The 12,498-nt window shown below is 39.0% G+C and carries 14 protein-coding genes; 1 reads left to right on the forward strand and 13 read right to left on the reverse strand.

What is annotated here, in order from left to right:
- Nucleotides 1–54: 54 nt before the first annotated feature.
- From ACLFMM_RS00470 to ACLFMM_RS00525, 12 genes are all read right to left on the reverse strand, one after another.
- Nucleotides 55–447: a hypothetical protein gene (locus ACLFMM_RS00470; protein ID WP_410806753.1), complete on the reverse strand. Its 393-nt coding sequence runs from the start codon at nt 445–447 to the stop codon at nt 55–57.
- 113 nt (nt 448–560) lie between these two features.
- The gene (locus ACLFMM_RS00475) at nt 561–1,589 is read right to left on the reverse strand and encodes an MBL fold metallo-hydrolase (RefSeq protein ID WP_410806754.1); all 1,029 of its coding nucleotides are present in this window, start codon (nt 1,587–1,589) and stop codon (nt 561–563) included.
- 105 nt (nt 1,590–1,694) lie between these two features.
- Entirely contained in the window at nt 1,695–1,964 is a 270-nt protein-coding gene (gene trxA, locus ACLFMM_RS00480; RefSeq protein ID WP_410806755.1) for a thioredoxin, read from the reverse strand.
- A gap of 117 nt (nt 1,965–2,081) precedes the next feature.
- A complete protein-coding gene (cofE, locus tag ACLFMM_RS00485) occupies nt 2,082–2,882 on the reverse strand; it encodes a coenzyme F420-0:L-glutamate ligase (RefSeq protein ID WP_410806756.1) in 801 nt (266 codons plus the stop codon).
- 1 nt (nt 2,883) lies between these two features.
- Nucleotides 2,884–4,131 carry a phosphomethylpyrimidine synthase ThiC gene (gene thiC, locus ACLFMM_RS00490; protein ID WP_410806757.1) on the reverse strand — a complete coding sequence of 416 codons (1,248 nt, stop codon included), beginning with the start codon at nt 4,129–4,131 and terminating at the stop codon, nt 2,884–2,886.
- 25 nt (nt 4,132–4,156) lie between these two features.
- On the reverse strand, nt 4,157–5,032 hold the full coding sequence (locus ACLFMM_RS00495; protein WP_410806758.1) for a methylenetetrahydrofolate reductase: 876 nt from the start codon (nt 5,030–5,032) through the stop codon (nt 4,157–4,159).
- 36 nt (nt 5,033–5,068) lie between these two features.
- Nucleotides 5,069–5,692, reverse strand: coding sequence for a methylenetetrahydrofolate reductase C-terminal domain-containing protein (locus tag ACLFMM_RS00500; RefSeq protein ID WP_410806759.1), 624 nt, complete (start codon nt 5,690–5,692; stop codon nt 5,069–5,071).
- A 10-nt stretch (nt 5,693–5,702) separates the two neighbouring features.
- Nucleotides 5,703–6,926 (reverse strand): dihydropteroate synthase, encoded by a 1,224-nt coding sequence (gene folP / locus ACLFMM_RS00505; protein WP_410806760.1) that lies wholly within the window; start codon nt 6,924–6,926, stop codon nt 5,703–5,705.
- Between the two features lie 84 nt (nt 6,927–7,010).
- Entirely contained in the window at nt 7,011–7,877 is an 867-nt protein-coding gene (locus ACLFMM_RS00510; protein ID WP_410806761.1) for a tetrahydrofolate dehydrogenase/cyclohydrolase catalytic domain-containing protein, read from the reverse strand.
- A 15-nt stretch (nt 7,878–7,892) separates the two neighbouring features.
- On the reverse strand, nt 7,893–9,128 hold the full coding sequence (gene glyA / locus ACLFMM_RS00515; RefSeq protein ID WP_410806762.1) for a serine hydroxymethyltransferase: 1,236 nt from the start codon (nt 9,126–9,128) through the stop codon (nt 7,893–7,895).
- Nucleotides 9,129–9,217: 89 nt separating this feature from the next.
- Nucleotides 9,218–9,796 (reverse strand): phosphoribosylglycinamide formyltransferase, encoded by a 579-nt coding sequence (gene purN, locus ACLFMM_RS00520; RefSeq protein ID WP_410806763.1) that lies wholly within the window; start codon nt 9,794–9,796, stop codon nt 9,218–9,220.
- 63 nt (nt 9,797–9,859) lie between these two features.
- A complete protein-coding gene (locus ACLFMM_RS00525; RefSeq protein ID WP_410806764.1) occupies nt 9,860–10,843 on the reverse strand; it encodes a transcriptional regulator in 984 nt (327 codons plus the stop codon).
- 68 nt (nt 10,844–10,911) lie between these two features.
- Between ACLFMM_RS00525 and ACLFMM_RS00530 the strand changes: the two genes are divergently transcribed.
- A complete protein-coding gene (locus tag ACLFMM_RS00530) occupies nt 10,912–12,195 on the forward strand; it encodes a DUF1743 domain-containing protein (RefSeq protein WP_410806765.1) in 1,284 nt (427 codons plus the stop codon).
- A 4-nt stretch (nt 12,196–12,199) separates the two neighbouring features.
- On the opposite strand, the gene nadE is transcribed toward ACLFMM_RS00530, so the two are convergent.
- Nucleotides 12,200–12,498, reverse strand: a 299-nt coding sequence (gene nadE, locus ACLFMM_RS00535) for an NAD(+) synthase (protein ID WP_410806766.1), incomplete at its 5' end; no start/stop codon positions are given.

Consider the following 12,498-nt stretch of genomic DNA (forward strand, 5'->3'; position numbering starts at 1 on the left):
TCTAAATTCAATCCATTTAAAACAAGAAACCAAAAATCTATTTGCTGATATGATTTAATTCAGCATCAATACCCAGGTAACAAGAGCAAAGTCAACTACAAGGAACTCCACATAGAACCAGTCTTTAATTCCAAACTCCTTTATATCGATATTTATCTGTGGGTAAATTACACGCTGTACATAATATGTTACAATTGCTATGATGACTATTATAGCATACCATCTGGTATCTGTACCTGTTCCCAGAACCAGAAAAGCAACCACACCAGCTATGATACCAAGTATAGACGCTACTGCTGTTTTTATAATGCCTTCCACGCGATCTTTTCTACGCTGTTCTGGTGTTTTCTCAAAAGCTTCGGGTCCTTTTTCCTTATCGGTACTTTCCTGTGGCTCTATTTGTTCTTTTTTACCTTTTCCCTGTTTTTTGGGGGTTGAATCGCTCAATTTGGTCCTGTCTCCTGAATAAGTTTATATGAATAGATAAATGAATTAAGCAGAATACCATGAATTATTAAAAGATATATAAACATTTATTGTTCCAAATAAATATCTATCAGTTAAATAAATTCATTACTCAGCACATTGTTGATATCATCAATAGATATTGATTCAAATCCCATTGAATTCAAATAATCTGCAAACTTCAAAGGTCTATTACCCTTCGGGTGATACACAATAGTAAATTCGGGATTTATTGTTTTTACCATACTAACAAGTCCAAAGGCATCGAGATGGTCACTTATCTGTATCGATGGATATTCCTGACTTTTGTTCATCCGTCCAGTAACTGTATACTTAGAAATATATTCCGGTAGGTCACCAAGGTTGTGAGGAGGTACCACACATACACATCCATCCTTATAACCTCCAATATCCGAAAGTTCTCCAGGATTATCAAGCAGAAGACGGGTCAGATTAAGAGTTTTTTTCTCCATCTCAATGGCACCATTGTATCCTATGTTCCTTAGAAGTTCTACTGTTCTTTGTGCCTTTCCAAATGCATAAGCTCCGAATGCAATACAGTCACAGTTTTCAAAAGTATTCTTAAAACCTTCTAGGTCATCATCAAAATGACATTTCAGGTCTGCAGGGTCACCATAATTGGCTTCTGTTATCAATACATCGCATTCTGGCAGATGAGTTGGATCTTTTACATCACCTGTGACTAATATACGTGTACCCACATCATTTTCCCAGTAAAAAGCGGTTGATCCTACTGTATGTTCAGTGGGATAAGTCTTGACGGGTACATCGCCTATATATGCTGTATCCCCTACTTCAACCGATATTCCTCTGAATTGTTTACCATATCTGGTTTCCAGTGCAAGTGCTGTTTTATCAGAGCAGAAAGAACGATTAGAAAGCATTGCAGATTTGCCATGATGGTCGCCATGGGCATGTGTTATCAGGTATGCATCCGGCTGGGTATATTTTTCAGGTATTCGTGTTGTGTCTATAGAAAATGTATGTAGCCTACCCTCATTGGACCTGAAACCGATGGATAAATGTGGTTTAAAAGTACCCCTTGCATTCTTCTGACGGAAAGCAAAAATTCCCAAGTCAATCAATCGCTCTGATATATCCATCCCTCTCAAATCAGATGATTTTCCTTAAGGTATTTACGTATTCTGATTAGAAAGGACTAAATAACCAAAAATCAAAAAAGTAATAGAAAGATGGATTCTGAAAAATTACAGTAGTTTATCCAGTTCTGCACTGAGGACATCAGCCTGTTTTAACCCCATGAAGCGTTTGACTTCTTCACCATCTTTTTCAATTACAATGGTTGGAACTGCCATGACACTGTATTTTCTTGCCATATCTCCGTTTTCATCAACATCGACTTCCTGGATATCTACCTGATCTCCATATTTTTCTTTAAGGTCATCTATAATCGGTTTTTGCATTTTACACGGTCCACACCATGTAGCACTGAAATCTAATAATACTGGTTTCCCCATTTTGTTCACCTTTTTACATTTATATTAAATTCAAAATGATATAAGACATAAACCTGGCAATAACGTTTTGGTATTGCAACTGTTATACAAAACCAGTGTTCTCTTTATATAAATAAGTTATTGACTTTTAGACAGAGAGTTGTGATTCCTGCTTATATTGCTGTAGTACATGCATTCATCCCTTGAGAAAAGACGCATTTCAATTGATTCATTTACAATGTTTATCGGAGCTCCCCGGATAAGTATAGCTGGTATACATTCCCCCGCTTCACCCATCAGAACCTGTGCAGCAGATACAAGGTTATCTGCTGTTGCTTTATGTGTGATGTTTAAAGGTTTGCCATATAAATCCTGAGACCCTCTGGCATCTTCTACCGGGATGATACCGGATGTGCCAAGTGCTATCCCTACACAACCAAGCCTCATAGGTTGAGTTCTGCTGTCTCCTATAATAACCCCTATGTTACAGGAATATTGCTTTTTTATATCTGTACGAATTGATTCTGCACTTTTTTGAGCATCTTCAGGCAGAAGAATCACATAACCATCCGGTGCATTGGAACTATCAATCCCAGCGTTTGGTGAAAGGTTTCCCTTTGTTATTGTAAGCGCTGCTCCTGGTACACCTCCTATGACCTCATCGCATTCCTGAAGGATAATTTCCATTTCCCTGGGATCCAGTTTGTAATTTTGAGCAAAAACTTTTGCTGTTTCACCGGGTTTGACATCACTAAGTTTTACCATTCGACACTCAGCAGTTGCAACGGCTGATTCTGCAAGAATGAGTATATCTCCGTCTTCGGGTATAATTCCTGTGTTTTTAAAACCTGTATCAAGAACTTTTAATATATTGTCTCCTGATTTTATAATAGAGGTCTTTATTCCAAACATCTGCATATTAGAACGGTTCAATTCCATATCAGTTATCTCCAGAGAGATAATTCTGCATAATTTTTATAGCACAGTAATCCCCACACATTGTGCACGGACCTTTTATTGGACACATTTCACTGGGTTTATCAGGGTCTATTGCCATCTCAATCTGTCCGTTCCAATCAAACTTTCTGCGTTTCATGGATAGCATCAAATCCCTATCGCTTATACCGTATTTGATACTATCACCGATGTGCGCTGCGATTTTGAATGCAACCACTCCTTCTCTAACCTGTTCAGGTGTTGGAAGTGCAAGATGTTCAGATGGTGTTATGTAACAGAGATAGTCGGCACCTGCTCCACTGGCCATACTGGCACCTACAGAACCTGCTATATGGTCGTATCCAAGACCTACATCAGTCGGAAGGGGACCTGCTACAAAAAGCGGATATTTTGACATGGATTTATAGAACCTTATAGAATCAGAGATGTCATTTGCCTGCACATGCCCGCCCACACCTTCCACAATCACTTGCACTCCTTTTTTGTTTGCCCTATTTGCAAGATTTACATTGGTTTCAATTTCTACTTTTTGTGCACCATCAGAAAGGTCATGTATACAGCCGCTTCTCATGGTATTGCCAAGTGAGAGGACCACATCATTTTTTCTCAGCATTTCAAGGATTTCATCAAAATGTTGAATGAATGGATTTTCACACTCATTGGTTAACATGAATACACTGGTAAATGAACCACCTTTTGCTACCATACCCATTACCCTTTTTGAACCTTTTAATTTCTCAAGGGTATAACTATCAACACAATGCAGAACAACAGAGCTTACACCTTCATATATATGATTTTTAAGAGTTGATAATATATCATCCTCTGTTACATTCTTCATCCCGTATTCCACTGTGGACTGATAAATAGGAACCGTAGTAACCGGTAGACTGGTGTTTTCAAACACACTTTTACGTATGCCTGATATATCTCCACCCATTGAAAGGTCGGTTATGGTATCTGCACCGTGTTTTTCAGCAACCGTTACTTTTTCAATTTCAGAACCAGGATCAATATTAGCAGATGACGTTCCAAGATTGACATTTATCTTGGTAGTTGCACCTTTGCTTATAGCAACTGGCTGAGATTTGTTTCTTGTCATGATGACAAGACTACCATTTGCAACATCTGACAGAATTGTGTCTTCATCAATATATACAGTTTCTGCTACTTGCTGCATTTCAGGAGTTAATACTCCGTTACGCGCATAATCAATTTGTGTGGTGTCCATAACATCTGTCCATGTTAATGATTGTTCATTCTGAAGAAAAGCCAGCCATTTCAAGTAAAGTTACTGTATTTAAATTTTTCCCAACAGGCATTATGTGGATTCCACTGCAAATATTCCTGATTGCATTAATGGTTTCTGAACTTATAACAAGACCTTCATGTACAGGGTCTTTAGCCTTTTCCATCCGAGATATTACATCATCATTAATTTTTATACCGGGTATGTTGTTGTTCATGAAATGAGCCATTTTTGCCGACTTCAGGGGGATCAAACCAGCAATTATCGGTACATTCAAATGTTTTACAGATTCAATGAATTGTTCAAACTGAGCTACGTCATAAACTGCCTGGGTCTGGATGAAATTAGCACCCATATCAACCTTTTTTTTAAGTTTTAACATCTGCATCGCCCGAGATGAATCTATTCCTGATACTGCCCCTACTGTGAAGCTAGGTACTCCTTCAAGCTGGTTACCTGAGAAATCATAACCAGATTCTATCATTCTTACCAGCGATAGCAACTGGACAGAATCAAGGTCATAGACAGGTTTCGCACCTGGATGATCTCCTTTTGTAGTATGGTCTCCGGTCATCAGACAGATATTTTTTATCCCGAATGCATTCGCTCCGAGTAGGTCAGACTGGATAGAAAGACGGTTGCGGTCTCTGCAGGTCATCTGCATGATTACCTCATGACCTGAATCAATCAACATTTTACCAAGCGCAAGCGGACACATTCGCATAATTGCCCGGTTGTTATCAGTAATATTTATCGCATCCACCCATCCTTTCAGGTTATTAGCGTCCTGAAGTACTGGAGATACATCGATTCCTTTTGGAGGAGTTATTTCTGAAGTTATTACAAATTCACCGGATTTGAGTTTTTGTTCAAAATTTGGCATATTTATCTTACCCTGCTTTTAAGTGAACTAAAAAACTCATATACAATTATCTTCTACATTCTCCTTTGGATCAAACACTTTTTCCAGAAGGTCAAGCCTTCCTATTTTTTCAAGCCTCTGGTATATGAGCTCCCAGACACAATCCTTATCAGGATTTACTTCACATTTACCACCCATAGATCCGCCACAAGGTCCGTTTAACAGCCCTTTAGGACACTGTGCAGTGGGACATATCCCTCCGAAATCAGCAATTGTACAGTTGCCACACATAGCACACTGGGTATGAAACACATTTCCCTGATAGATACCCCCCAGTGAATCGGTATTGTTTGCAGGATATACAGGTACATCTGCAAGTTTTGCAATAATCGATGTCCCGCTACCACATGCCATTACAAGGATAGAATCTGCCTTTTTTATATTTTCATTTTTTTTCACCAGGGATTCATAGGAACGAATACTGCAGGTTCCAGTTGGCAGTACCCATCCAACAACATTTTTACCTGATTCTTCAAGACGTGCACACATATCCTGTACTTCAGATTCTCCTCCTGTATGCATTTTGGCTGCACATACATCACACCCGATTACAAAGATATTATCCTCATCTTTCAGGGTTTCCAAGATTTCTACAAATGATTTAGGTGATGAGATTATCATAGTTATCGTGTTATTGATATCGGTATTTAGTATCCATCTGCTGTTGCAGGGTTTCTTTGATCATTTCTGCAATCAAAGGAAGATTTCGAGCCTGATAGGATAGCTTGTCTACGAGCCGCTCGATCTGCAATAGTGTACCCATGATTATTACATCAGTAAATTCGTCTTCATGAGATACCGCATCACGGGATATTGCTACATCTCCTCCACGTGCAAGCATTTCCTGTTTTAAAATCAACGCTTCGGTAGTTGTGATGTTGTCAATTTTAAGTGTTCTGTTTACAGATTTTTTCTTCATGACATTGGAACCTGAGCCAGTGGTTCCGATGGATTTCATAATATAAGCCGCATCAGAGGGATGTGTAATATCCAGAACTGAAACCTCAAATCCGTTTTTTCTGATGTATGGTTTGCGGCTTCGTATTGCTTTTGCTACATCAGCAACATCCTTTGTCTGGGCGACATCATGAGTCCTTATTATATCTGCACCTTTGTGCACTACAATGGATGTTGCTGCAAGGCTTCCATACAGACGCTCATTTGCAGGTTTGTCAATTACTGCTTCAACCATGGATTTTCTTGATACTGCCGCAAGTAACGGCTTTTCAAATATTTTGAGACGTTCAAATTGATCTGCAGTTTCAAAATCATAGATTGGATCTTTTTCAGGCGCCCATTTTCCAAAAGCCGGGTCAAGTATCAGTTTATCAGAATCAATACCTCTGGATTCGGCTTTTTTTATTATTGAATCTAGTGAATACATAACCGCTTCCATGCCAATCGGGTCCCCAGGTGATTTGTTGGATGCCATTACAACTGCTGGACACACATAATCAGCAACCAAATCCACCATATTAGAATCAGCGGTAAAACCTGATACATCATTTACAATATCTGCTCCACGGTTCAATGATTCTTCTGCAATATCTGCAAACATGGTATCAACAGATATAACAGCATCCACATTGCCTTCCAGTTCTTCCAGTGCAGGGAGCAAACGTTCGGTTTCCTGTTCTTTAGTTATGTTTTCAGCTCGAAGCCATGTGGACCGAGCTCCCACATCAATCATGGTTGCTCCTTCATCAACCATCTTCTGGGCTGTATTAACAATAGAGTCTTTATCTATTATTGAATTTTTATAAAAGGATTCCTGACTTAAGTTTATAACACCCATTAATCGTACAGGGTGGTCATCTCCAACCTTTAGTCCGCATATATCAAAATCAACAGCCATTATTTAACCAGTATCATCTATTTTAAAATATTGAAGATTTTATAAAGAAATAGAATATAGAATATTATAAAATTAACCGTTGGTTCAGACTTTATTTTGTGCAACCTTGAGAACGTGTTGCATCAACGTGGCTATGGTCATGGGCCCCACACCACCCGGAACAGGCGTAATAAGAGATGCTTTTTTAATCACATTATCAAAATCAACATCTCCATAAACCTTATCTTCTTCTTTAGAGATTCCGGCATCCACAATCACTACACCTTCCTTTACCATATCGGGTTTTATTAGGTGTTTGACACCTGTTGCTACAATAAGAATATCAGCATTTATTGTATATCGATTAAGGTTCTGGGTATAAACATGACTTACTGATACCGTTGCATTACGGTTTAAAAACATGGTAGCCATTGGTTTACCCACCACATTGCTGTGACCTACTACAACCACATCCTTCCCTTGGATGTCTACATTGTATTCTTCGAGTGCAGTCATTATACCTCTTGGTGTGCAGGGTACCAGTTCTTCATTTCCGATTAAAAGTTTACCCATGTTTAGGGGATGGAACCCATCCGCATCTTTAGAGGGATCAATTTCCATCATGACCTTCTGCTCATTAATATGCTCAGGCAGAGGAAGCTGCACCAAGATGCCATGGACATCATCCCTCTTATTCAAATTCTGGATTAATTCAATAACTTCTTCCTGGGTTGTATCTTCAGAAAGGAAATGGTCTTCTGCAATTATACCTACTCTGTCACAGGCTTTATGTTTTAATTTAACATACATCTTGGATGCAGGATCATCACCTACTACAATAGTAGAAAGACCAGGTGTTATATTATGCTGGTCTTTTAGCATCTGTACTTTTGAATGGACTTCTGATTCTATTTTTTTGGCCAGCGCTCGGCCATCAATTATTTTTGAATCTGAACCTTGCTCGCCTGGCATATATTTCACCTGGAATTACCTGTAAATCGGGAAACTGCTGGTAAACTGCTGAACATCTGCAGATATTTCTTCAAGTGCTGAATCATCACCCCTGTTATCGATTGCATGCTTGAGGAAATCCGCAATGTCATCCATATCAGATTCTTTCATACCCCTTGTGGTCACAGGTGGTGTCCCTATCCGCACTCCACTGGTGATGAATGGACCCCTTGTTTCCGAGGGTATTGTATTCTTGTTAAGTACAATCCCCGCTTTGCTGAATACTGTTTCAGCATCCTTACCTGTGATGTCAAAATCATTCAAATTCACAAGCATCATATGGTTATCTGTGTCTCCTGATACAATGGTAAACCCGCGGTCCATCAGGTTTTTACACAATTTCTTTGAATTTTTAACTGTCTGCTCCAAGTCTCTCTTGAATTCCGAGGTCTGTGCTTCTTTGAATGCTACTGCCTTACCAGCGATTACATGCATCAGAGGTCCGCCCTGGATACCAGGGAACACGGTTTTATCTATCTCTTTTGCATATTCCTCTTTACACATGACCATTCCGCCTCTGGGACCCCTGAGTGTTTTGTGTGTGGTTGTAGTCACAAAATCAGCGTACGGTACAGGGTTCTGATGTACACCAGCTGCTACCAGCCCAGCTATATGGGCTATGTCAGTAAGCAGATAGGCACCTACCTCATCAGCGATTTCCCTGAAACGTTTGAAATCTATTTCTCTTGAATAAGCTGATGCACCTGCAACTATCATCTTGGGTTTGTTTTTCTTTGCAATGTCCATTAGTTCATCATAATCAAGAGTTTCTGTCCCTTTATCCACACCGTAAGGAACGATGTTGTAGAATTTACCTGTGAAATTAACAGGGCTTCCATGGGACAGATGACCACCCTGACTCAAGTCCATGGCCATTATGGTATCACCATAGCCCAATACCGAAAAATACACTGCCATATTGGCATTGGAACCTGAGTGGGGCTGTACATTCACATGATCTGCACCAAATATCTGTTTGGCTCTTTCTATAGCGAGGTCTTCAGCAATATCAACATATTCACATCCACCATAGTAACGTTTGCCAGAATAACCTTCTGCATATTTGTTGGTCATGATGGAGCCTTGTGCTTCCATCACAGCACGGCTTGTATAATTCTCAGATGCAATTAAATTTAATTTGTAGTCCTGACGTTTTGCTTCCAATTCCATTGCTTCAGCAATTTCTGGGTCAATTTCTGAAATATAAGACATACTATCCTTCCTTTTTAACCGAATAAAAGCGATAAAATATAATGAATTAATCGATTTTTAATTTTTTATGATAAACTCGTCCTTTAATATTAAAGTTTACCCTCTACCCACAACTTCACAGCTTTTGGATAAATTACATGTTCCTTTTGCAGTATTCTGTTTTCCAGTGATTCTTCTGTATCATCATCAAGCACCGGCACACATTCCTGCAATATAATTGGACCAGAATCCATGTCCTGGGTAACAAAATGCACTGTACATCCAGACACTTTAACACCATAATCAAGTGCCTGTTTCTGTGCTCTCAGTCCTTTAAAAGCCGGCAGAAGTGAAGGGTGGATATTGAGGATTCTATGTTCATAAAACTTAACAAAATCACTACCAAGTATGCGCATAAATCCTGCCAGCAAAACAAGGTCTATATAATAATCCTGTAATTCCCTAATTAGCTCTTTTTCGTATTCTGATTTATTGCTAAATTTAAACGGATCTATAAAAACTGCATCTATATCATGTTTTTTTGCACGTTCAAGTGCATAGGCATCTTTAACATCACTGATTACCACTTTGATACAGGCATCATGAATGTAACCATTTTCTATATTATCAATGATTGACTGAAGATTGGTACCTCTTCCTGAAGCCAGAACTGCGATATTTACAACCATTGATAGGCTGTAATGTAATTTATATATTTAGAGTTTTGGGGTTTTAAAAAGTGATAGAAAATATTAGTTAGTTTCATTGCTACTGTTATTATTTTTCATTCTCTCTTCAATAAGGGTGAGCAGGTCTTCTGGATCTGATAATTTGTTGAGTTCATTCATATTAATAAACACTGTACTGTCAAAGGATTTGGATTTCAACTTGCACTGATCCTTAATTATAAACACAGACTGTGAACCTGTAACATTGGAGATACTGCTCATGAGCTCAGCTCGTTTTATCATAGAGTTGCAGTATTTACTCACACCTGTCAAAATTACATCTGTATCCTTTTTAGATACTCCTTTAAACGGTGACTGGTTTGTAGAAAGCACATCATATCCAAGTGTTGCTATTAAGTTTAAAATATTATCTTCCGGTGGTTTGATTTCAAATTCTTCATCTTCTTCAGATTCCTGCAACCTGTTCTCGAAAAACTCCAGTACGTCTATTGATTTTGCCAGTGCAACATCAAATAATTCTTCAAGCTGAAGGGCAATGTCTATGGATGCATCCATACCTCCTTCTTCATACTTACTGATAGTTCTTCTGGATACACCCAGCTGGGAAGCAATAGTTCCTATCGACATGGATACTTCCATTCTTGCTTCTCGTAAAACATCTCCATCTATTGATACATATAAACCACCTGGCGCTGCTGACACCAACGGAGGAAGGGATTCCACAAAGTAATCGTATAGTGTCTGTACATTCAGAGCAGGTATACCATAACGTATATACACTACTCCGTCCTCAAGCATCTGATTACGTGTTTTTGCACCCACGATAATTGCTGAACCATTGAGGTATTTTGCCAGGGATTTCATCTCATGTGCAGTTTCTTCATTCAGACCGTCAATGTTGTATAAAGCCTTGCAAAATATGAGTACATCATCCTTTCTTGCCGTTATATCGAAACTGCGCGGTCTGATATTACAACGTTTTGAAACAACAAAATTTGCACGTTTTAATACATCAACTATTTGATGTATTAAGATATCTTTGGTCATACGTATCCTTACAACAATTTATGTATATTTATATATATAATTTATCCACCATATATGCAGTAACAAGTATGATTATTGGTATTGATGATACAGATTCCAGACAGGGAATGTGCACTACGTATCTGGGTGCAGTACTGATTGAAGAGCTTAATGTATATGGGGATATTAAAGAGCTGCCAATACTGGTTCGTCTAAACCCCACGATTCCCTACAAAACACGCGGAAACGCAGCAATTGCAATCCAGATAGATACCAAGTACCCTGGCAGGGTAATTGAACAAGTTATTTCAAAAATTGAATCCCTTGCTGAAATGCAGAGTGAAAAAACCAATCCCGGTGTGATTTTTGTCCAGGACGAGGATTACAGCAGAGCTGCACCTGAGCTGAAAAGGTTTTTCCACAATACTGTCCAACATGTAATGACAATTGAGAGTGCAAAAAACCTGATATCAAAACTGGGACTTACCGCAAAAGGTTACAAGAGAGAAAGAGGCCTCATAGGTGCCCTTGCAGCTACTGGTGCAATGTTGGACGATAAATGGGATTGTACCTATGAATATCTGGCATACAGGAAAAAATCACTCTGGAGACTACCCAGAACCGTGGATGAAAAGAGTGTATACAGGAGTGACCTCACCTGTTATCCGAATACGTGGGATACTATAGACCGGACAAATAAAGTAGTTGTATGTGTCCCTAAATCACCTGATCCTGTACTGTATGGCATCAGAGGAAAAGACGCAGGCACAGTAAAAAGTGCAGCAGAGATGATAGAATCTGAAACTGTTGACAGGTCTGCTGTGTACAGGACAAATCAAGGAACTGATATGCATCTGATAAACGTATTCTCAATAAAAGATATTGAAGATATGCAGTCCTATGTTGTTAAGGGTACAGTTAAAAATACCCCTTACACTATTGAAGGTGGACATACTATCTTTTCCCTGGGCGATTCTTCTGGATATTACATTGATTGTGCCGCCTATGAGCCTACTAAAAACTTCAGATATTTAATACGAAGTCTAATGACAGGTGACAATGTTACTGTGTATGGAAGTGTAAAAAACCAGACACTTAACATTGAAAAAATACGAATCAATTCACTTGTCACAAAATACGAAACTAAAAACCCTGTTTGTCCGGTATGTAATAAAAGAATGAAATCAGCAGGAATAAATCAGGGGTTCAGATGCAGGAAATGTAAAACAAAAGCATATTCTTCTGCAAAGTTAGAAATTGATAGAGAACTTGAACCCGGTATTTATGAAGTGCCCCCTTCTGCCAGACGTCATCTTGCAAAACCGCTTGTCAGGTTCGAATCAAATGATTGCAAACTGTTTCCAAGCAGATAAATCGTTATTCCATATAATGGCGGGCAGCATCAACGATTGCAATAGGTGGTACTTTCCGCTTGTGAATATTTGATTTCATACTGGACATCAGCAAATCTATCTGCTCTGGTGACAGGTCAAAGATTTGCTGCAATCTTTCAGGTTCTTCTCCACGAGACACCAAATCAAGAATCCTGTCGATGAGTTCATAGGGCAAACCCAGTTCATCCTCATCTGTCTGCCCTGCCCATAATCCCGCAGATGGTGGTTTATTGATAATATTTTCTGGCACAGATAGAAGTTTTGCAAGTTCCAGAACTTCAG

This window comes from Methanohalobium sp., assembly GCF_046546175.1.
Taxonomy (GTDB): domain Archaea; phylum Halobacteriota; class Methanosarcinia; order Methanosarcinales; family Methanosarcinaceae; genus Methanohalobium.

Bases quoted from the DNA above. Each gene is read 5' to 3' on its own strand.
- purN (WP_410806763.1), bottom strand. From the start codon at position 9,796: ATGGTTGTAAATATCGCAGTTCTGGCTTCAGGAAGAGGTACCAATCTT.
- ACLFMM_RS00500 (WP_410806759.1), bottom strand. From the start codon at position 5,692: ATGATAATCTCATCACCTAAATCATTTGTAGAAATCTTGGAAACCCTG.
- glyA (WP_410806762.1), bottom strand. From the start codon at position 9,128: ATGTCTTATATTTCAGAAATTGACCCAGAAATTGCTGAAGCAATGGAA.
- ACLFMM_RS00495 (WP_410806758.1), bottom strand. From the start codon at position 5,032: ATGCCAAATTTTGAACAAAAACTCAAATCCGGTGAATTTGTAATAACT.
- ACLFMM_RS00530 (WP_410806765.1), top strand. From the start codon at position 10,912: ATGATTATTGGTATTGATGATACAGATTCCAGACAGGGAATGTGCACT.
- trxA (WP_410806755.1), bottom strand. From the start codon at position 1,964: ATGGGGAAACCAGTATTATTAGATTTCAGTGCTACATGGTGTGGACCG.
- cofE (WP_410806756.1), bottom strand. From the start codon at position 2,882: ATGGAATTGAACCGTTCTAATATGCAGATGTTTGGAATAAAGACCTCT.
- ACLFMM_RS00510 (WP_410806761.1), bottom strand. From the start codon at position 7,877: ATGCCAGGCGAGCAAGGTTCAGATTCAAAAATAATTGATGGCCGAGCG.
- ACLFMM_RS00525 (WP_410806764.1), bottom strand. From the start codon at position 10,843: ATGACCAAAGATATCTTAATACATCAAATAGTTGATGTATTAAAACGT.
- ACLFMM_RS00475 (WP_410806754.1), bottom strand. From the start codon at position 1,589: ATGGATATATCAGAGCGATTGATTGACTTGGGAATTTTTGCTTTCCGT.
- folP (WP_410806760.1), bottom strand. From the start codon at position 6,926: ATGGCTGTTGATTTTGATATATGCGGACTAAAGGTTGGAGATGACCAC.
- thiC (WP_410806757.1), bottom strand. From the start codon at position 4,131: ATGGACACCACACAAATTGATTATGCGCGTAACGGAGTATTAACTCCT.